At 40.7% G+C, this 19,304-nt stretch carries 21 protein-coding genes; 17 read left to right on the top strand and 4 right to left on the bottom strand.

Annotation, left to right across the window (positions count from 1 at the left end; translation table 11 throughout):
• The first annotated feature begins 278 nt into the window (after positions 1-278).
• The 6 genes from Q4574_RS06885 (at position 279) to mutM (ending at position 3,770) form a co-directional block, all read left to right on the top strand.
• On the top strand, positions 279-887 hold the full coding sequence (locus tag Q4574_RS06885) for an NAD(P)H-dependent oxidoreductase (RefSeq protein WP_303472912.1): 609 nt from the start codon (positions 279-281) through the stop codon (positions 885-887).
• 31 nt (positions 888-918) lie between these two features.
• The gene (locus tag Q4574_RS06890; protein WP_303472914.1) at positions 919-1,725 is read left to right on the top strand and encodes a TauD/TfdA family dioxygenase; all 807 of its coding nucleotides are present in this window, start codon (positions 919-921) and stop codon (positions 1,723-1,725) included.
• Positions 1,726-1,953: 228 nt separating this feature from the next.
• The gene (rpmB, locus tag Q4574_RS06895) at positions 1,954-2,190 is read left to right on the top strand and encodes a 50S ribosomal protein L28 (protein ID WP_008845260.1); all 237 of its coding nucleotides are present in this window, start codon (positions 1,954-1,956) and stop codon (positions 2,188-2,190) included.
• Positions 2,191-2,201: 11 nt separating this feature from the next.
• Positions 2,202-2,357, top strand: coding sequence for a 50S ribosomal protein L33 (rpmG, locus tag Q4574_RS06900; RefSeq protein ID WP_216049366.1), 156 nt, complete (start codon positions 2,202-2,204; stop codon positions 2,355-2,357).
• Positions 2,358-2,499: 142 nt separating this feature from the next.
• A complete protein-coding gene (locus tag Q4574_RS06905; protein ID WP_303472918.1) occupies positions 2,500-2,958 on the top strand; it encodes a hypothetical protein in 459 nt (152 codons plus the stop codon).
• Positions 2,958-3,770, top strand: coding sequence for a bifunctional DNA-formamidopyrimidine glycosylase/DNA-(apurinic or apyrimidinic site) lyase (gene mutM / locus Q4574_RS06910; protein ID WP_303472920.1), 813 nt, complete (start codon positions 2,958-2,960; stop codon positions 3,768-3,770). The genes Q4574_RS06905 and mutM overlap by 1 nt, the downstream gene beginning before the upstream one ends.
• 183 nt (positions 3,771-3,953) lie before the next feature.
• Here mutM and coaD read toward each other — a convergent pair whose 3' ends face one another.
• The gene (gene coaD, locus Q4574_RS06915) at positions 3,954-4,445 is read right to left on the bottom strand and encodes a pantetheine-phosphate adenylyltransferase (protein WP_303472922.1); all 492 of its coding nucleotides are present in this window, start codon (positions 4,443-4,445) and stop codon (positions 3,954-3,956) included.
• A 206-nt stretch (positions 4,446-4,651) separates the two neighbouring features.
• Between coaD and Q4574_RS06920 the strand changes: the two genes are divergently transcribed.
• The 3 genes from Q4574_RS06920 to Q4574_RS06930 are packed head-to-tail and all read left to right on the top strand — an operon-like array spanning position 4,652 to position 7,693.
• Entirely contained in the window at positions 4,652-6,100 is a 1,449-nt protein-coding gene (locus tag Q4574_RS06920) for a capsule assembly Wzi family protein (RefSeq protein WP_303472924.1), read from the top strand.
• 31 nt (positions 6,101-6,131) lie between these two features.
• Complete coding sequence (locus Q4574_RS06925; protein WP_303472926.1) at positions 6,132-6,914, top strand: glycosyltransferase family 2 protein; 783 nt, start codon at positions 6,132-6,134, stop codon at positions 6,912-6,914.
• A 2-nt stretch (positions 6,915-6,916) separates the two neighbouring features.
• Complete coding sequence (locus Q4574_RS06930; protein ID WP_303472928.1) at positions 6,917-7,693, top strand: glycosyltransferase family 2 protein; 777 nt, start codon at positions 6,917-6,919, stop codon at positions 7,691-7,693.
• 16 nt (positions 7,694-7,709) lie between these two features.
• On the opposite strand, the gene Q4574_RS06935 is transcribed toward Q4574_RS06930, so the two are convergent.
• On the bottom strand, positions 7,710-8,426 hold the full coding sequence (locus Q4574_RS06935; RefSeq protein WP_303472930.1) for a 3-deoxy-D-manno-octulosonic acid kinase: 717 nt from the start codon (positions 8,424-8,426) through the stop codon (positions 7,710-7,712).
• An 83-nt stretch (positions 8,427-8,509) separates the two neighbouring features.
• Between Q4574_RS06935 and Q4574_RS06940 the strand changes: the two genes are divergently transcribed.
• Positions 8,510-9,547 carry a glycosyltransferase family 9 protein gene (locus Q4574_RS06940; protein ID WP_303472932.1) on the top strand — a complete coding sequence of 346 codons (1,038 nt, stop codon included), beginning with the start codon at positions 8,510-8,512 and terminating at the stop codon, positions 9,545-9,547.
• Here Q4574_RS06940 and Q4574_RS06945 read toward each other — a convergent pair.
• Positions 9,544-10,719 (bottom strand): 3-deoxy-D-manno-octulosonic acid transferase, encoded by a 1,176-nt coding sequence (locus Q4574_RS06945; protein ID WP_303472934.1) that lies wholly within the window; start codon positions 10,717-10,719, stop codon positions 9,544-9,546. The two genes, Q4574_RS06940 and Q4574_RS06945, sit on opposite strands and share 4 nt — an antisense overlap.
• A gap of 337 nt (positions 10,720-11,056) precedes the next feature.
• Here Q4574_RS06945 and Q4574_RS06950 point away from each other — a divergent pair, with 337 nt between their 5' ends.
• The 7 genes from Q4574_RS06950 (at position 11,057) to glpG (ending at position 18,764) form a co-directional block, all read left to right on the top strand.
• Positions 11,057-11,500, top strand: coding sequence for a hypothetical protein (locus tag Q4574_RS06950; protein ID WP_303472936.1), 444 nt, complete (start codon positions 11,057-11,059; stop codon positions 11,498-11,500).
• A complete protein-coding gene (locus Q4574_RS06955) occupies positions 11,497-12,681 on the top strand; it encodes a TonB-dependent receptor (protein WP_303472938.1) in 1,185 nt (394 codons plus the stop codon). Before Q4574_RS06950 ends, Q4574_RS06955 begins: the two co-directional genes overlap by 4 nt.
• 77 nt (positions 12,682-12,758) lie before the next feature.
• Positions 12,759-15,128, top strand: a complete 2,370-nt coding sequence (locus Q4574_RS06960) for a bifunctional diguanylate cyclase/phosphodiesterase (protein ID WP_303472940.1) — start codon at positions 12,759-12,761, stop codon at positions 15,126-15,128.
• Between the two features lie 181 nt (positions 15,129-15,309).
• On the top strand, positions 15,310-16,506 hold the full coding sequence (locus Q4574_RS06965) for a glycine C-acetyltransferase (protein ID WP_303472942.1): 1,197 nt from the start codon (positions 15,310-15,312) through the stop codon (positions 16,504-16,506).
• Complete coding sequence (tdh, locus tag Q4574_RS06970) at positions 16,503-17,525, top strand: L-threonine 3-dehydrogenase (protein ID WP_303472944.1); 1,023 nt, start codon at positions 16,503-16,505, stop codon at positions 17,523-17,525. Before Q4574_RS06965 ends, tdh begins: the two co-directional genes overlap by 4 nt.
• Before the next feature lie 32 nt (positions 17,526-17,557).
• Entirely contained in the window at positions 17,558-17,884 is a 327-nt protein-coding gene (gene glpE, locus Q4574_RS06975) for a thiosulfate sulfurtransferase GlpE (protein WP_303472946.1), read from the top strand.
• 4 nt (positions 17,885-17,888) lie between these two features.
• Positions 17,889-18,764: a rhomboid family intramembrane serine protease GlpG gene (gene glpG / locus Q4574_RS06980; RefSeq protein WP_303472948.1), complete on the top strand. Its 876-nt coding sequence runs from the start codon at positions 17,889-17,891 to the stop codon at positions 18,762-18,764.
• Positions 18,765-18,788: 24 nt separating this feature from the next.
• Here the strand turns inward: glpG and Q4574_RS06985 are convergent, their stop codons facing one another.
• The gene (locus Q4574_RS06985; protein WP_303473373.1) at positions 18,789-19,193 is read right to left on the bottom strand and encodes a flagellar basal body-associated protein FliL; all 405 of its coding nucleotides are present in this window, start codon (positions 19,191-19,193) and stop codon (positions 18,789-18,791) included.
• Between the last annotated feature and the right edge of the window lie 111 nt (positions 19,194-19,304).

Below are 19,304 nucleotides of genomic sequence, written 5' to 3' on the forward strand. Positions count from 1 at the left end.
TAGAAATTGTTTGCTTCCAAACTGACCCTAGTATAAAAATTTCATGGCGGGCTATCTTGGACATATCCGTCAAACAAGTTGTAAAAAGACGTCTTTTACAATGCTTGATTCAGTTTTAGAGTGGACTGGTTGCACCGAAATTGTGCGCCTGCGCACCACTGCAAAGCGAACCCCCTCAACTTTCTTAGGCTGACTCAATTTATCGGGCGTAAAACATCAAGAAGTTCTGGTCGAGCTTGTTTAAATTTGACTAAAACATAGCGAATGAAGACATAAACATGAAAATAGGTATTATCTGCGGTAGTCAACGAGCTAAGTCTCAAACCAGTAAAGTAGGTTGGTTTATTCAACAAAACTTAAATTCCCAAAATGTTGACACTTTCGTATTGGATTTAGGTAAGCAACCCTTAGAGAACTTTGACGATAGTTTTTGGTATGAAAAAGAAGGGCGACTACAAACCGCTTGGCAACCTATTGCTAAAGAGTTACAAAGTTGTGATGGGTTTATCGTGTTGACACCGGATTGGCATGGCATGGTTCCAAGTTGTTTAAAAAACTTCTTTTTATTCAGCAGTGCACAAGAAATGGCGAATAAACCTGGCTTGATAGTCGCCATATCGGCATCCGTGGGGGGTTACTTACCAGTGGCTGAATTGCGCATTAGCAGTTATAAAAACAATCGAATTTGTTGGATACCTGATCATATTATCGTGCGCAACGTAAAGCTTTGTATGAATGATACCAATCCACCCGAGAACCAAGACGATATTTATATTCGCACTCGTTTACAGCATTCTCTAAGTTTGCTAACTGAATACGCTAGCGCGTTAAGTGCAGTTAGAAATAGCCAAGTGGCAGATTACAAAACGTATCAATACGGTATGTGAGCATATTAGAATTCAATTTAAAGGTAACAATATGAGTAGCATCACTGTCACACCAATGACAAAAAATATTGGCGCGATTATCGGCAATGTGGATTTAACCAAGCCTTTATCTGAGCAACAGCGAGCGGATTTAAATCAGGCATTGATGGATCATCAAGTTATCTTTTTTCGTGATCAACCTTTGAGTCACGACCAGCATCGTGAAGTAGGGCAAGTTTTTGGTGACCTTATCATTCATCCAGGTGCGCCAGGTATTGAAGGTTATAAAGATATTGTCGCGATTCATGCCGATAAAGACTCTAAATATGTTGCAGGCGATAACTGGCACTCTGATTTAAGTTGCAACCCAGAGCCTCCCATGGGGTCGATGTTGTATTTACATACTTTGCCATCCATTGGAGGAGATACGCTGTTCTCGTCCATGTACGCTGCTTACGAGTCGCTTTCACCTGCTATGCAAACATATTTAAGCGGCCTTGAAGCTGAACATGATGCTAATCCCGTTTATCACAGCATTTACGGAGACTATGGTACGGCTTATCCATGTAGTCGACATCCGGTAGTGAGAACCCATCCAGTGACCGGTAGAAAAGGTATATTTGTGAATGCATCTTATACCACTCGCATCGTCGGACTGTCGAAAACGGAAAGTGATGGTATTCTTAATATGTTATTTGAATTGGCTAAAGATCCCAATTTCCAAGTGCGTTTTAGTTGGCAGCCTCATTCAATAGCTTTATGGGATAACCGATGTACCCAACATTTCGCGGTGTGGGACTATTTCCCAGAAACCCGTTCTGGCTATCGCGTTACAATTGGCGGTGATAAGCCCTACTAACGAGATAAGTGGCTAGTATCTCATGATTTTATTGGTGAATTATTGGCAAAAACACGGGGATTAGCGAGTAAAGACAAGATCTTTTTCACACAAAAACCTTGATCGTAGTTGGTATATGCTGTATAAAATGCGCCCTCTTGTCACTACCGCTATGCGTTTAGTGTGATTTATTGCTTTTCTTTAATATAGCGAAGCTAATTGTTAAAAGTTGTTTTGGAGACAAATACGATGTCCAGAGTATGTCAAGTAACTGGTAAGCGCCCAGCGGTAGGAAACAACCGCTCTCACGCGAAAAATGCGACCCGTCGTCGCTTTTTGCCAAATCTTCAAACCCACCGTTTTTGGGTTGAAAGTGAAAACCGTTTCGTTAAATTACGTCTAACGCCAAAAGGCATGCGTATCATCGATAAAAAAGGTATTGATTCAGTTCTTACTGATATCCGTGCCCGTGGCGAGAAAATTTAAGGAGCCCGACCATGCGTGATAAAATTAAATTAGTTTCTTCAGCGGGTACTGGCTACTACTACACCACTGATAAAAATAAACGTAATATGCCTGGCAAAATGGAGATCAAAAAGTTTGATCCTAAAATTCGCCAACACGTTATGTTCAAGGAAGCCAAAATCAAGTAAACCTGCTTGTTTTTGTCTCCCGAAAAACCCGGTATTTTGCCGGGTTTTTTGCGTTATTTGGCTATTTATTAAATAACCTTTTGAATAATCCCTATAATTCGTGCTTTATTGATATTTCTTATTCCCCGAGTCTAAATTAAAAATGCGTTTATCACGAAAAGCTTGGAACAATGTCATTATCATCAGCATGGTGCTAATGATTTTTTTATTCAATTCCACTAATAATATTCTTACTGGTGGCGGAGATGCTGAACTACAGGCCAGTATGCTGCCAAGCGGTTCTAGATTGATGACATTGCAAATGCCGTTAGTCACCATTGAGCGTATAGGGCAGGGCTGGCGAGCCAGACCATCAGGAAAGATAACTGAAGCGCAGATGTTAACGGTTGCGAAAAACTGGGAGATGGCAAAAATGACGCCTTCTGACAGCGACCTCCCTGAACAAATGCCGAAAATAGCCATTGCTTGGTTGGCGGGTGAAAATAGTGGTCGTGTGTTTCAGCTTTATGAAGACGGCAATAACACCCTAGTTTTACATCAACAACAGCTATTTGAAATTCGTGATATGTCTATTCAATCATTGTTACTTGAGAGTTACTGATGCCAGAGTTGCCAGAAGTTGAAGTAAGCCGTCTAGGTATTTCCCCCCATATGATTGGCAAGACAATTAGCCAAGTAGTTGTTCGCCACAAACAACTGCGTTGGCCAATACCCGATGAAGTACATCTAACACACGGGTTGGTGATTGAAACTATCCGCCGTCGTGCCAAGTACCTGTTAATTGATACGCTGGCCGGTAGTATTATTCTGCACTTGGGCATGTCAGGTCGGTTACGCGTTGTGCCTATTAATACGCCACTGCAAAAGCATGATCATGTGGATATTCAACTTACCGATGGATTGTGTTTACGCTTGAATGATGCCCGTCGATTTGGTGCGTGTTTATGGTTAGATAAAAGTGACGAATCCCACAGCTTGTTTCGCAACTTAGGACCAGAGCCTTTAACGGATGACTTTGACGCCCAGCGACTTGTTGATATGTCGCGAGGAAAGCTGGTTCCGGTAAAGAGCTTTATTATGGATAACAAGGTAGTTGTTGGAGTGGGTAACATATATGCCAATGAATCTTTATTTTTAGCTGGAATAGACCCTCGTCGTCAGGCCGGAAAAGTGAGTAAAAAGCGATATTTAGCCTTAACCCCTATTATTAAAGATGTTTTAACAAAAGCCATTGAACAGGGTGGAACCACCTTAAAAGATTTTGCTCAAGCCGATGGTAGTCCTGGATATTTTGCTCAAGAATTACGGGTTTATGGCCGTGCTAAGCAGCCTTGCGTAGCCTGTGAAAGCCCCATAAAGTCAGTGGTTATTGGCCAACGTAATACCTTCTATTGCCCAACCTGTCAGCGATAAAATCTCGCCTCAATGGGCTGTAGCATGGTCTTTAGACCATGAAAGGTTGCGCATACCAACGACATACCTACGGGGCTAAAGCACCCGCCTACAAGCCGTGGGTTTTTATCTCAAAGTTGTAGCACGGGATTTATCCCGTGGAATGATGATTGTCTTCGCGCGGAGAAAATACCCGCTTACAGATTATTGTGCGTGGGTATGGAATTTTTCAGATAAGGCTCTTTGTACAACAGGATGACAAAAACCATCCACTTTACCGCGATGCTTAGCCACTTCTTTGACCAATGTTGAGGAGATGAAAGAGTTTTCCTCTGCTGGGGTTAAAAATACACTTTCTAACTTTGGATTTAGGCGCCTGTTCATATTCGCCAATTGAAATTCATACTCAAAATCTGAAACCGCTCGCAAACCACGAATTAATATTGCGGTATCTAAACTATCTGCAAAATCCGCTAGCAACCCTGTAAATCCAACAACGTTTACATTCTCTAAATGGGCGGTTACTTGTTTTATTAAGTTTACTCGCTCTTCTAAGGTAAAAAGAGGGGCTTTGCTTGGATTTGCTGCAATAGCTACGGTCACTGATGTGAACATTCGGGCTGCTCTTTCAATTAGGTCAGCGTGGCCATTAGTGATAGGATCAAACGTGCCTGGATAAATGGCTTTTGTGTTCATATTAACAACTCAATGAAGTTCAATAATTAAAACACACAGCTTATAATAGACGTAAGCATAAATCCAAGGGTGAATAGCCCTAACTCATCATCGTTATTTATGATGAGTATTCATCAACTAACGGAATACATGAGGTTTTTTTACCCTTTTGTATTTTGTAGGTACTTAACTGGTGTTAAGGTTACTTTAATTATGGAGCGTTTTTAGTGCCTAAGTGCATTCAGTTTTGCTTGTTGTTTTTGATTTTTTCCGGACCAAGTTTGGCGTCGCCTTGGGTTGGTACAACCGATCCTCAACTTCACTATGATGTACAAATTCTCAACGAATTTGGTTATTTAGATAGCGTAACCACTACATTTCCTATGCCTTGGAAAGGCATTTCTGAGCAGTTATTACAGCTTGATACCGCTGCTATGCCTCCCGCGGCTGCCACAGCAGCCAAACGCTTAAAACATTACTTGACCCTGCAACAACACAAAGATACGTTTTCGTCGGTTACCGCATATGGTGCCAGTGAGCGAACACGATATGCCAGCTTTGATGGTCAGCAGGGTGAGAAAGGACGCTTTAATATTAATTCGGAAACACGAGTTGGTAGACTAGCTGGCAAGCTATCAGTTAATTTTGAGCCCAATGGCGAACAAAACTTAGACCAAAGCTATTTGGCTTATCAACTTGGTGATTGGAATTTACGCTTGGGCTCCATTGATCAGTGGTGGGGGCCGTCTCACGCAAATAGTTTAATTTTGTCCAATAATGCTCGTCCAATTCCGACATTGGCGTTATCCCGTTCTCGTACCAATCAATCTGATTCTAAATGGTTGTCATTTTTAGGACCTTGGTATGTCACCGCACAGGTTGGGCAGTTAGAAGACAGTCGCGATGTACCCGATGCAAAAATATGGGCCAGTCGTTTCACTTCCCGTCCTATTCCTGGGTTAGAAGTTGGCCTATCTTGGCTGGCTGTTTGGGGGGGAGACGGTCAACCAGATCGTATGAATGACTTTTTCAGAGTGCTTAGCTTTCAAAAGCGCTGTGCTGATGGAGCCGATGAATGTGACCCTTCGATGGAAACCCATATTGGTAACCATTTGGCGGGTATTGATGCGAAATATACATTTCGCTTGATGGAACGCCCCGTGAATATTTACGCTCAATACGCAGATGAAGGTAAGTCAAGCGAATTCAACGTCAGCAATCAAACTCGCAGTTTTGGTATATCTAGTTATGTGTGGAATGCCAAGGTCTATATGGAAAATAGCGATACTAATGTGTCTTGTGACGATGCAATTGTAGATGTAACTCACTGCTATTATGAGAGTGGTACTTATTCATCTGGCTACCGATATTACAATCGAGAGCTAGGAGAAGACCGACATACCGATGCCCGAATGACCTCTTTGGGTGTATTGAAACACTTTGCCGATGGTGATGTATTTGAAGCTGCTATTCGGTATATAAAAATTGACGATGCAAATGAAAATGAAGAGGTTGTGGGCCTAACCGAAAAAATAACCCAGCTAAGCGGGTACTACCAGACAGTATGGGGACATTGGCAGGTTAAAGTAGGGGCTGTTATTGACGCTAGTAAAGTGAATCAGCAGGGAACCGAAAATGATGTGACGGTGTTTTCTGAAATAAAATACAGCCTGTAACCATTTAAAATAGCATAACTGAGAGTCACCAATGACTAGACGAAAAATTTCCTGCTTTATGATTGTTTGTAATGAAGCAGATAGAATCGAGGCAAGTTTAGCGCCGCTAGCGGGTTGGGTTGATCAACTCGTTGTACTCGATTCGGGCAGCACTGATGGCACGGTTGAGCTTGCCAAGAAATACACAGATTCAGTGTATCAAACCGATTGGCCGGGCTTTGGCGCACAGCGCAATCGCGCTCTCACTTACTGTGAGCATGATTGGGTACTGAATATTGATGCTGATGAAGTGATTACAGCAGAGCTTAAACAAGAAATTGATGATGTGCTCAGTGAACCAAACCTAGACGCTACTTTTATTAAATTTCCGTGGCATACATTTTTGTTTGGTAAAACCCTTAAACATGGCCGTTATGCTTCGCCACAAGGAAAGCTGTTTCTCAAAGAGGGGGCTAATTTTAAGCATCGAAGTGTGCATGAATCTTTAGAAATGCCTGTTGAAAATGTTCGAATACTAAAATCGCCTTTACTGCATTATAGTTGGCGAGATTATTATCATGTGCAAGAAAAGCATCTTAAATATGCAGTTTTAGGGGCGGGAGATAAAGCTAAGAAAAATAAAAAGTCGTCATTGAGCTTTGCGGTACTGCGCTTCTTTGTGGATTTTTTGCAGCAATATCTCTTTCGATTGGGATTTTTAGATGGCAAGAGAGGTTTTTTGATGGCCGTAATCCTTGGGCAGTATGGATTTCATAAATACGCTGCATTGTGGGCTCTCAACCAAGAAAACGGTTCCGCCGAAGAAGATAAATAAGCATGTCTCATATTCCCATTAGTGTTTTTATCATTACGCTCAACGAAGAAAAATACCTGAAACAAGTATTGGAATGCCTTCAAAATTTTGATGAGATTGTGCTCGTGGATTCAGGTAGCACTGACAATACCGTTGAGATTGCTAAACAATATGGTGCCAAAGTGTATCATCAAGACTGGTTAGGATTCGCCAAACAAAAGTCCCATGCTATGTCTCTGTGTAAGAACGACTGGGTATTAAACATTGATGGTGATGAGATTCTTGGAGCAGAACTTGCCGATATTATACAGTCATCTGTGGATGAACAAAGGGCTGATGCTTATCGATTGTATTTTGAGGATGTGTTTTGGCATATGCCAATGTCTGCTAATTCGAAAAAACGTTCTATTGTTCGACTCTACAATAAAAATAAAGTGCAATTTCCAACCGACCGCTTAGTGCATGAAAACGTAAAGCTGGCCAAAGGAGCAAAAGAAAAAGATGTTGCTGGTTTGGTTACCCATCATGGCTATCACAGCACTGAAATGTTAATGGAGAAGCAGAATAAGTATTCTTCTCTGAAAGCCCAAGAAAAATTTAATAAAGGGAAGAAGCCATCTTGGTTGAAACTGTGTTTGGTTTTCCCATTAATGTTTGTGAAAGCTTATGTTATTGAGGGCATGTTTCTCTCTGGTAGAAGAGGGTTAGTGCATGCTTATATTTCGGCTATGTACGGCTTTTTAAAAGAAGCAAAACTTCATGAGTTACATTTTATTGAAAAGCATAAACGCAACAAATAACTGAAAGCTGAAGTCGTTAATCTGCTTGGTAACTGTTTATCAAAAATGACCAGTCTTGCTGTTCAAAATGAAAGTTAACAATTTTATTTTTTTCTTTTTTCAACGATCTTAGTAGCCTGTCTAAATTTTGCTGCTTCCAAGCATTCCCGCTTTGTTCTGCACATTTATCGAAATCAATTAGCCACACTTTTCCCATGTCATCCAGCATGATGTTGTGAATATTTAAATCGTGATGATAAATTTGATGCTGGTGAAACAGCCCTATGGTTTTACCTATCTCTGTCCATTCTGACTCCGTTAATGGCCGCGTTTGCAAAATGTGGTGTACATCTTTGGCATTTTCAATTTTCAGGCTAATTAAATCAGCTTGGTAGTAAATCCCTGTTTTACGTACTCGGTAGGCAACAGGTGTGGGGGCAGGTAAACCCATGTTATTCATCTTGTCTAATAAATTAAACTCTTTGACTGCGCGAGTAGATTCAATACCTAAATACAGATACTGATCGCTGAGTAATTTACCAATCATGCCTCCACGACGATAGTGCCTGAGCACTAACTGGTGATGCTGGGTTTGGATAAAATACGTGGTACCTCTACCCGTCGCCGAGCCAATAATCGCGTTTCGTTGTTGCCAAAACTCGGGGGAAAAGTAATTTGACTGACAATTAGGCAAAAACTCAGGATTAAACTGGATTATTTCCCCTTTTTCATTGGTTTGCTTTAAATCTGTCATATAAATTCTGATTCGCCCTTGTGTAATGGTATGAATTGTAATGAAATTGCACCCATATTACAGCAGCAATCGAATTTACTATTGTGAATGTCCAAAAACTCTGTCTACTGCGTCTATCCGCAATTGGTGATGTCTGCCATGCCGTAGCTATGGTTGATCGTATCGTCAAACATGCTCCTAATATTCAAATTACTTGGATTATCGGTAAGGTGGAATATCAGTTGTTGAAAGATATGCCAAACGTCCGTTTCATCATTTTTGATAAAAAAATGGGTAAAGAAGCTTATTCCAAATTAAAAGATGATCTGAATGGGGAAAAGTTTGACGCTTTGTTTTTGATGCAGGTGGCCTTTAGAGCTAACTGGGCGGCTAGACTCATTAATGCAAAAACAAAGATAGGTTTTGATTGGGCGCGAAGCAAAGAATTACATTGGTTATTTGCTAATCAGCGTATTGCCCCTCAGCAGCATGCCCATGTATTAGAAGGGTTTATGGGCTTTGCCGATAGCATTGGAGTACCAGCAACTAACCAATTGAGTTGGTCTATTCCAATGAGTGCAGACGAGCAAGCCATGGCTCAAGATTTACATGCTGAGCTAAAATCTTATGCAGTGATCAGTCCCGCGGCTAGCAAAGCTGAAAGAAATTGGTTGCCAGAGCGCTACGCGGCTATCGCTGATTATTTAACTCAAAAAGGAATGCAAGTTGTATTGTGTGGCGGACCAGCTGATTTAGATAAAAGCCTAGGTGAGCAAATAACATCCCATTGTCAGCACAAAGTGACCAACCTGATCGGCAAAACGTCCTTAAAGCAGATGCTTGCAGTGCTTAAATATGCGAATTTAGTTGTTGCTCCTGATACCGGTCCTGCACACATGGCCACGGCTGTGGGTACCCAGGTAATTGGGCTTTACGCACATAGTAACCCGCGCAGAACCGGCCCTTATTCGAGTTTGCAATACGTGGTATCTGTTTATGATGAGATGATTTTACAACAAACAGGAAAAACCTGGCAGCAGCTACCTTGGGGGACTCGGGCAAAAGGTCAAGATTTAATGAAATTCATCGAAGTGGAAAGGGTTAAAGCGAAAGTGGATGAACTCTTGTCGCTTCAAGGTTAATGAGCATCGATTAATGCAATGGTTCTTTGCAGCGCACCTTTGTTAGCTTTGACCACATCATACCCTTTCTGACCGGCGGCAATACGTGCGTTTTCATCAATCAACCAGTGACGCACGGTTTGCACAACATCTTCACTACTATTTACAGAAAATAGATTACCACTGGTTTTCAGCGCTTCACATATAACGGGGTTATTATGGGTGCTATTTCCCATCATTGTCGGAATACCCGCTACAGCCGCTTCCAGTGGATTGTGTCCACCCCTTACTGCTATGCTGCCGCCGATAAATGCGAAGTCTGCGTAATGATATAGGTCAGTTAAAACTCCCATTTGGTCGACTAAAACAATGTCAATATGAGGCTGTAAGTTTTGCTCCTGAGGCAGGCTTTTTTGTGATGTTCTCATGATATTTAAACCGGCGTTTTTGAGTAGTTCATAGACTTTGTCAAAACGTTGAGGGTGGCGCGGAACTATCATTAATAACAATTCAGGAAACTGACCAATGAGGGATTTCGCTGCATCGAGTAGAATCTTTTCCTCAGGGTCGTGGGTACTCCCAGCAATCAGTATTTTTCTATTTTCAGCCTTAAACTGAGAAACTAAAGGTTCAGCAATCCCGCTAATGCTATTGTCTAATTCAAACTTGATATTGCCAGTAATTGTCAGTTTATGGGCAGGAACGCCCAAGCTCAAGTAATTATCGTAATCTCTCTGGGACTGGACGCACACATGGTTGATGGATTGCAGCATAGGCACAATCAAAAGTGACAGTTTCTGGTAACCGCGAACAGAGCGATCGGTCATTCTGCCGTTGACTAACAATATTGGGATATGCTTTTTAGCACACTGTCTTATCATATTTGGCCATAACTCTACTTCCACAACCAGCACTTTTTTAGGGCGGACTTGATTGAACAACCGACTCATCATCCACCCTAGGTCAATGGGTAAATACAGGTGCTGTACTTTCTCACCTAATAAGTTCTTCACGTTAGCCGCACCCGTTGGGGTGGTGGTAGTAACAGTTACACTTAGTGTGGGGCTGGCAATTAACAAGGTATCGATTAAGCGAGCAGCTACAGCTACTTCTCCCACGGAAACACAATGAATTAAAATTTCGCTTTGTCTAACTTTTTGAGGATAAATAGCGAAGCGATTTAAACGATGCAAATTAAAATGTTTTTTGCGAAAACTAAATTTGATTAACCAGTGTATAAATAAAATAGGAGTGGCGCAGGACAAGATTAAAGAATAGAGCCAACGGCTAATTTTTAGCTTGATAGATTGCGGCATCGGTGATTGAGTCATGCTGGTAAATATTATACTCTAGTAGAATATGTTTATATAAAGTCGTTATTTTACTGTTAACTATTACTTTTTAGCCGAAAGGGTTAAAAAAAGTAGTCAAAACTAATATTAACCTAAAAAAGCATGCGCAAGTTCTAAAAACATAAACTAATCTTAATTTCTCAGGAGAAATCCTGCTTTTAGAGGAAAGGGGAAAGGATTGTTAAGTAGATTGGCTAACGTCACTTTTATTTTAATGACCATGTTAGCAACTGCGGCTTTTGCAGAAGACAGGACAGTCAATGTTATTGTGAACATTGATGTTAAGACTGAAGAATTAACTCCTGCTCAATTGCGCAAAATATTTTCCATGAGACAAACGGTTTGGCCTGATGGCCAGGCTATTACTGTGTTCGTGTTGAAAACCGAAAACCCTACTCATCAAGCTCTTTGTAAAAATGTGCTTAGAATGTTCCCTTATCAAATCGAAAGGCTTTGGAATAAGCTAGCTTACTCAGGGTTAGGAGATAAACCTATTGAGCTAGACAACGTCCAAGAAATGCTAAAAAAAGTGAGTACCACACCCGGTGCTATAGGGTATATGCTTGACGGCTCTAGTACTGAAAGCGTTAAAACAATACGGATTATGGAGAATAGCAAATGAAAATATCGGTTAATTTGCTAGTTCTACTGGGGTTTATCCTTTTGACAGCTTCGTTTGCTGCGAAAAGTTCAGATAATTTCAATTGGCGAGGGTTTGTTGCACAGGGAATTATTCAAGGAGAACATTCTAACTATATTGATGATGATGGCGATTTTACCCTCAAACTAACGGAGGTGGGCCTAAATGGCTCATATACCTTAGAAAACTCTAACTTTCGATTGGCAGGACAGGTTGTCTATTTAAATGGCGGTAACCGTTATCCAGAAGGTTTACGTGTCGATTATCTTTTTCTTGATTGGCGAGCTATTACCAATTTAGATTGGCAAGTTAATGTGCATCTAGGTCGAGTGAAAAATTATCACTGGCTATATTCGTCCACGCGAGATGTACCCCATACAAGACCTACCATCATATTGCCTCAATCTATCTATTTTGACGCATTTCGAGATGTTGCCTTAGGTGTGGATGGGGCGGCTGTTGTTGCCAACACAAGCAATGCCTGGGGGGATTGGGAGTTTAATTGGAGCTATGGAAGCTCGCCAATTAGCGAAGAGCAAACTAAAAATTTAATCGCACCTATTGCCACAGGCGACATTGAGCAAAAATTCGTACATCAAGGTAACTTGGTTTGGCATGATCAGGCTTTGAGATTGAGTGCTGGTTTGTTGGATTCTAAATTCGAATATAATAGTGGTGATGAAGATTTTTTTATCAATGGTGAAGGACAAATTCAACGGCTAATTCTGCAGGGAACCTATGAGACCCAAAATTGGTTATTGGCAGTCGAATTGTTTAGAGAAAGAAGCGTATATTCTAATTTGATTTTTGCAGGATTTAACACTAACACTCAAGCTGAGGGGGGCTACATCCAAGGGCGCTATTTTATCAATAAGGATCTGGCTTTAACCACTCGATTAGACATATTTGATTTAGATAGGAATGACCGGGATGGCGAAGTCCGAGCAGCAGAATCTAATGGTGAAGTCCCCGCATACTTTGGATTTCAAGACCAATTTACTTTAGGAGTGAGTTGGACATTTGCAGATGATTGGCAGCTACAAGCTGAATTTCACCGGGTTAAAGGGACAGGTCGTTTAGCACCTGTTTTTATGCCTAATACAATGCAAAATGACCGTAAATATTGGAATATTTGGGGTGTGCAACTCGCCCATTGGTTCTAATTATGAAGCCTTTTCTTAGCCTCACAAACAAAATGCTACTGTTATTGTTAATATTTCTTTTAACATTAGGAATATCCATGTCTTTTCTGTGGTTACAGAAAACCAACCAGGATTTTTTACTCAAACAACAAGAAATTAAGCATCAAAACCAAAGCCAATATCTACTACTGAATAAAATGTCTCTCAGCCGCATTGAATCTTGGGTTGAAATATTGGTTCAACTGCACCAGAACGAGTCTCAACCGATTAGGGCGTTAGGCAATACCTTTTCTTCCCGGTTTGAATTTTTGCAATTGAACATGCAAGTTGAACAAGGTTGGCTTTTTGATCATCAAAAAAATATAATTTTCTCTTCTGTATCCCAAGTACCGCAGCACATACAAAAAAATACTGAATATGTTTTCGAAAATCAGGTCTCTAAGGAAAGTACGTTTTGTGAGCGTCTTTGTTCACAAATTTTATCTATTCCTCTGCTTCAGGCTGATGGAAACACCGCTGTTATTACATTAAGTTTAAGTCTTATCGATACCTTAGCCTTTCTCAATCAGTCAACAGATGCCACCCTTGCCCTTTCATATATTCCTTTTAATCGCCAGACTAAAAACGCGCAAGATATTGAAATAAGAGAGCCCCTAGCAGGTAAACATCAAGCTTTATTTAAATCGTTGATTAATGCATTTCCTAACGATTTAACTATCGATGAGCTTCTTGTTAAAGGCGCACCACTAACCCTTGAAGATAATCATTATTTTGTAGTCGTCATACCCATGTCGACAACCAGTGCGGATGACGATTACATTTTAGCTGCTTATGACATTACGCCAATGATGGTGGCTCATTTGGCCTATAAACAAACCATAATCATAGTTGCATCCATTGTTTTTGTTTTGGCCATGTTGTTGTTTTATCTGATTAGTAACAATGTTCGCAAACGCTTAGTTGATTTTACTGAGCGCTTACCATTGTTAGCATTGCGAGATTATCAACAATTTAGACTCAAAAGCCGAGTGACTGAACACTATTATGAAGATGAACTCGATACCCTTAATGAATCCGCCAATAAATTAGCTGATCGCCTTGAGCAGCTTGATGAAGAAGTGTCCACTAAAACCAACGAACTTGAAAAAATGGCCATGTATGATCAACTAACAAATTTGCCGAATCGAAATATGTTGGTTATCAAAATCAAGGAGGCCTTAGCAAAGTTAGTTGAGAGTGAAAAATTCATAGTACTAATGATGTTCGACCTAGATGATTTTAAGAAAGTTAATGATAGTTACGGACATACTATTGGTGATGAACTATTAAGGGAAGCGGCAAGTCGCTTTCAAAGCGTTGTTGATGATAACGGTATCGTGTGTCGCCTTGGTGGGGATGAATTTGCCATATTATTGAATAATGTAGAAGACATAAAAAGTGCTATCAAAGTGGCCGAGAAACTCCTCGACCGCTTCAGAGCCCCAATTAATGTAGCTCAGTTACGTTTTTATGTGTCTACTAGTGTTGGATTCGCCCATACAAGCTCGGCTGAAACCAATGTTAATGAGCTGATTCGTTGTGCAGACATTGCAATGTACCATGCTAAAGGTGATGGTGGGAATTGCATTAAGTTGTATATTGAATCCATGTCGAAAAACGCTATCGATAAGGTCGCCCTAGAAGATGAAGCTAGAATAGCCTTAATAAATGATAATTTTAGTTTTTCGTTGCAACCACAAATAGAATTGAAAACTGGGCGTTTAATGGGCTTTGAGGCATTGTTGCGATGGAATCATCCTGACAGGGGGCCTGTTTCACCAGGATACTTTATCCCTATTTTGGAAAATACCGAGTTTATGCTTACTTTAGGGTATTGGTGTATTGAAAATGCCTTTGATCTTCTTCAAGGGTTTAGACAAAACGGATATCCTGAGCTTAAAATAGCCATCAACTTAGCAGGTATTCAATTCCTCGATCCTGATTTAGTCCCGTATTTGGAAGAGAAGATTAATAGTTCCGGATTAAAACCCAGTTTGATTGAATTGGAGTTAACTGAACGGACGTTGGTAAACGATATTCAACGTACCACCGATATTATGCAATCATTAATAGATAAAGGCTTTTTAATCTCTATTGATGACTTCGGCACTGGCTATTCATCATTAAGTTATTTAAAAACTATGCCTGCGACTTTTATTAAAATAGATCGCGCTTTTATTGATGGCATGCTTACCAATGATTCTGACAGGCAGATTGTGTCTTCTACGGTATCCATGGTGCAAAACTTAAAAATGAAAGTGATAGCTGAAGGAATTGAAGAGCAATTGCAAATAGATCTGCTTAAGCAGTTTGATTGTAATATGGCTCAAGGTTTTTATATTGCTAAACCTATTCCCGAGGATTTGTTGTTTGAGGAATTACAAAAGTATTGTAAAAATGGAATCTGGCAATATGGCCAGTCTGAATAATACTTGCCTTAGACGGTGAAAGTCGTTAGCTCCCATCTTGAATCTAATCCCTTCTCCTGATTATGTAATTAAAACATTACACAACGGTTTATCTAATAATTAACATTAAAGCAGTGATGAACCATATTATCTTAAGAAAATATCTTTTAATATAGCGCCATCTAATTCATTTGGGGGCATCATGAGCCAAGCATTTTATCAACATCTAAGTCAGCAAATCGAACAAGTTAAACACGACGGGCTGTACAAATCCGAACGTGTTATCACTTCTGCTCAGAAGGCTGATATTGTGGTGCAAAATGACAAGCATGTACTTAATTTTTGTGCCAATAATTATCTTGGTTTAGCCAATCATCAGTCTTTAATTGACGCGGCAAAGGTGGGATTAGATGAACATGGTTTTGGCATGGCTTCAGTGCGTTTTATCTGCGGAACTCAAGATATTCATAAGCAGTTGGAACAAAAAATCAGTGATTTTTTAGGAATGCAAGATACCATCTTGTATCCATCGTGTTTTGATGCGAATGGGGGACTATTCGAGACTATCATGGGCCCTGAAGATGCCATTATCTCAGATGCTTTGAATCACGCCAGTATCATTGATGGCGTGCGCCTATGCAAAGCTAAGCGCTATCGTTACGCTAATAACGATATGCAAGCATTAGAAGCGCAATTAATCCAAGCTGAAAAAGACGGCGCTCGTTTCAAACTTATTGCCACTGATGGCGTTTTCTCTATGGATGGTGTGATAGCTGATTTACATAGTATTTGCGATTTGGCTGACAAATACGATGCAATGGTTATGGTGGATGATTGCCATGCTACTGGCTTTGTCGGAGAAAATGGACGTGGGAGCCATGAATATAACGATGTTATGGGACGAGTCGATATTATTACCGGCACCCTCGGAAAAGCACTAGGTGGTGCATCTGGAGGTTACACCTCAGGTAAAAAGGAAGTGATTGATTGGCTACGTCAACGCTCTCGTCCTTATCTTTTTTCTAATTCTGTTGCGCCTCCGATTGTCGCAGCGTCACTCAAAGTGTTTTCAATGCTTGAGCAAGGTCATGAATTGCGTCAACAGCTTAATCGAAATGCTAAGCACTTCCGCACTCGTATGGAAAAAGCGGGATTCACCTTGTCAGGCAAAGACCATGCAATTATTCCTGTAATGTTGGGCGATGCCAAATTGGCCAGTGAAATGGCGGATAAAATGTTAGAACGTGGCGTGTATGTAGTTGGATTTTCTTTTCCGGTTGTGCCTAAAGGGCAAGCTAGAATTCGCACTCAAATGTCTGCCGCTCATACAATCGAACAAGTTGATCAGGCAATTGATGCCTTTATCGATGTAGGCAGGGAATTAAAGGTGATCCAATGAAATCATTAGCTAAACTTTACCCTGAAAAAGGGATTTGGATGAACGATGCTCCGGTACCTGAGGTCGGTCACAATGATCTTTTAATCAAAATTAATAAAACCGCAATTTGCGGCACGGACATGCATATTTATCAGTGGGACGATTGGTCACAAAAAACGATCCCTGTGCCTATGATTGTTGGTCATGAGTATGTGGGTGTTGTGGTTGAAATGGGGCAAGAAGTTCGGGGTTTTAAACCAGGGGACAGAGTTTCAGGAGAGGGGCACATAACTTGTGGTCACTGTCGAAACTGTCGTGCTGGTAGACGCCACCTTTGTCGCAATACCGAAGGTGTGGGTGTCAATCGTCCAGGTGCTTTTGCGGAATATCTGGTGATCCCTGCATTTAATGCATTTAAAATCCCCGACAACATTAGTGACGAACTGGCGTCGATTTTCGACCCTTTTGGCAACGCAGTTCATACCGCTTTGTCATTTGATTTAGTCGGCGAAGATGTGTTGATTACCGGCGCTGGCCCCATTGGTATTATGGCTGCTGCTGTGGCTAAACATGTTGGTGCACGGCACGTGGTTATTACCGATATCAATGATTATCGCTTAGACTTAGCTAATAAAATGGGGGCAACACGCGCGGTGAATGTTGCCAATCAAAGCTTAGAAGAGGTGATGCAAGAGCTAGGGATGTCTGAAGGGTTTGACGTTGGTCTTGAAATGTCAGGTGTCCCTTCCGCATTACGAGATATGCTAGCTAAAATGAACAATGGTGGTAAAGTTGCGATGTTAGGTATCCCACCAAAGGATGTGGCGATAGATTGGAACCAAGTGATTTTTAAAGGCCTAATCATAAAAGGTGTTTATGGTCGTGAAATGTTCGAAACTTGGTATAAAATGGCAAGTCTATTGCAGTCCGGACTGAACTTAGATCCCATAATTACCCATCAGTTTGATATCGATGACTTTCAACAAGGTTTTGATGCAATGGAATCGGGCAAATCGGGTAAAGTAATTTTAAATTGGTAAGCATAAACAATAAAAGTAGATAAGGGGGCGATTTGGAGCAGTTTGAACATATTTCCGTAGAGCAAACGCAAGGGCTTTTGGCTGATAAAAAAGCGCGATTAGTCGATATTCGTGATGAGCAATCATTTGCAGCTGGTCATGTTGAAGGTGCAGTACATTTAACTAATGGTAGTTTGCAGCAATTTATGTCAGAAACGGAGTTCGAAACGCCTGTTATCGTTTGTTGTTATCACGGTATTAGTAGTCAGCAAGCCGCACAATTCTTGATCCATCAGGGCTTTGAACAAGTTTATAGTATGGATGGTGGTTTCGAGGCCTGGAGAGCTAGCTTACCTTTCGTAACCGGGGACGCAGAATAAAATTTTGAGCAAATCACTTGAATTAGTTAGTTTTGGCCATGAAAGTCCAGCATTGCTGTTGGTTACTTATTTAATCAGTCAGAATATTCCAGCTAGCTATGCTTACACGGAAGGTGATCTCAATCATCAAGTTTTGTTAGATGACCCTTCTTGTCTCCAGGAAGCCGCTTTTATCGTTAAAGAGTTTGTTGATAATCCAACTGATCCTAAATATCAGCAACGAGCTTGGGAAACGGAACAGCAAATTTTTCGTGAGGCACGAGAAGCTCGGCAATCGGTATTTCCAAAAATAAGTTGGAGTATGTTTCAGCAAACTCCGGTTACGTGGTTGATCATGGGGATTTGTGTACTCGTTTACCTTAGTTCAATCGCTGGTGGCTTTATTTGGGTAAGAGAAAACATGATGTTGCTGCCATGGTCTTTACTCGTTGAAACTGGACAATGGTGGCGCACCATCACCCCTGCATTTATTCACTTTGATGAAATGCACATTATCTTTAATCTGCTTTGGTGGTGGCTGGCTGGTAAAGGCATCGAACAAAAGTTTGGTTCTAGTACGTTACTATTGATTTTCATTGTAACCGCAATTATTCCTAACATTGGTCAATTGTTAATGTCAGGCCCTGATTTTGGTGGATTGTCTGGTGTTGTTTACGGAATTATCGGCTTTGTTTGGTGGTGTGGTTGGCTTAGACCTCAATGGGGACTTGCTTTGCCTAACTATATTATAGGTTTTTCGCTAATATGGTTGGTTTTAGGCTATGTTGATTTATTGTGGGTGTCGGTTGCCAATACTGCCCATACATTAGGATTAGTCTGTGGTTGTGCTATTGCCTGGTGCTATGTGTTTTTTACCCAAAACACCCTAAAACGTCGCTAATCCATTCGTGTATCGGGGGATCATTTATCCGCCTTGAACAATAAACTTAGTGATGATGATGTCTTTTATCATAGGCTTGCCGGTTTCTTTCTCCATCAATTCTCTTAGTTGCTCTAGACTGCTTCTGCGGAAATCCTCTCTACCAGTAAGAGACTTTACTTTATCTTTAGGTTGCCTACCAAGTATGTCAATTACAGTCGCGCGTAATAATGGAGAATGATGTTCAATAGCTTCAATGTAATCAGCATCTTCTAACATTAGCTCTATGGTAGTGCGAACAAAACCTAAATTGGTCGCATTCGAACCTAAAAAATTGGTGACAATATCTGGTTCCAAGCCATAGTACGCAAAATTCGATTGAGCTTGAGCTGAACCGATAAATTGACTTGAAGTAATCGCTAAAATACACGCAAAAAACACAGATTTCATATTGTTGTCTCGAATTTTATAATTATCAAATTCATTGGCGACATTAACAGCCAATGCAGATAACTTTAGTTTAACAAGTGTTGAGAATTAATCTAACGCATTTGTTAGTTA

Source organism: Aliiglaciecola sp. 3_MG-2023 (assembly GCF_030548205.1).
GTDB lineage: Bacteria > Pseudomonadota > Gammaproteobacteria > Enterobacterales > Alteromonadaceae > Aliiglaciecola.

Coding starts and splice junctions, on each gene's coding strand:
- rpmB (WP_008845260.1), top strand. CDS start 1,954: ATGTCCAGAGTATGTCAAGTAACTGGTAAGCGCCCAGCGGTAGGAAAC.
- Q4574_RS06885 (WP_303472912.1), top strand. CDS start 279: ATGAAAATAGGTATTATCTGCGGTAGTCAACGAGCTAAGTCTCAAACC.
- mutM (WP_303472920.1), top strand. CDS start 2,958: ATGCCAGAGTTGCCAGAAGTTGAAGTAAGCCGTCTAGGTATTTCCCCC.
- Q4574_RS06985 (WP_303473373.1), bottom strand. CDS start 19,193: ATGAAATCTGTGTTTTTTGCGTGTATTTTAGCGATTACTTCAAGTCAA.
- Q4574_RS06960 (WP_303472940.1), top strand. CDS start 12,759: ATGTCTTTTCTGTGGTTACAGAAAACCAACCAGGATTTTTTACTCAAA.
- Q4574_RS06905 (WP_303472918.1), top strand. CDS start 2,500: ATGCGTTTATCACGAAAAGCTTGGAACAATGTCATTATCATCAGCATG.
- Q4574_RS06955 (WP_303472938.1), top strand. CDS start 11,497: ATGAAAATATCGGTTAATTTGCTAGTTCTACTGGGGTTTATCCTTTTG.
- Q4574_RS06930 (WP_303472928.1), top strand. CDS start 6,917: ATGTCTCATATTCCCATTAGTGTTTTTATCATTACGCTCAACGAAGAA.
- tdh (WP_303472944.1), top strand. CDS start 16,503: ATGAAATCATTAGCTAAACTTTACCCTGAAAAAGGGATTTGGATGAAC.
- Q4574_RS06935 (WP_303472930.1), bottom strand. CDS start 8,426: ATGACAGATTTAAAGCAAACCAATGAAAAAGGGGAAATAATCCAGTTT.
- Q4574_RS06925 (WP_303472926.1), top strand. CDS start 6,132: ATGACTAGACGAAAAATTTCCTGCTTTATGATTGTTTGTAATGAAGCA.
- coaD (WP_303472922.1), bottom strand. CDS start 4,445: ATGAACACAAAAGCCATTTATCCAGGCACGTTTGATCCTATCACTAAT.
- Q4574_RS06965 (WP_303472942.1), top strand. CDS start 15,310: ATGAGCCAAGCATTTTATCAACATCTAAGTCAGCAAATCGAACAAGTT.
- Q4574_RS06890 (WP_303472914.1), top strand. CDS start 919: ATGAGTAGCATCACTGTCACACCAATGACAAAAAATATTGGCGCGATT.
- rpmG (WP_216049366.1), top strand. CDS start 2,202: ATGCGTGATAAAATTAAATTAGTTTCTTCAGCGGGTACTGGCTACTAC.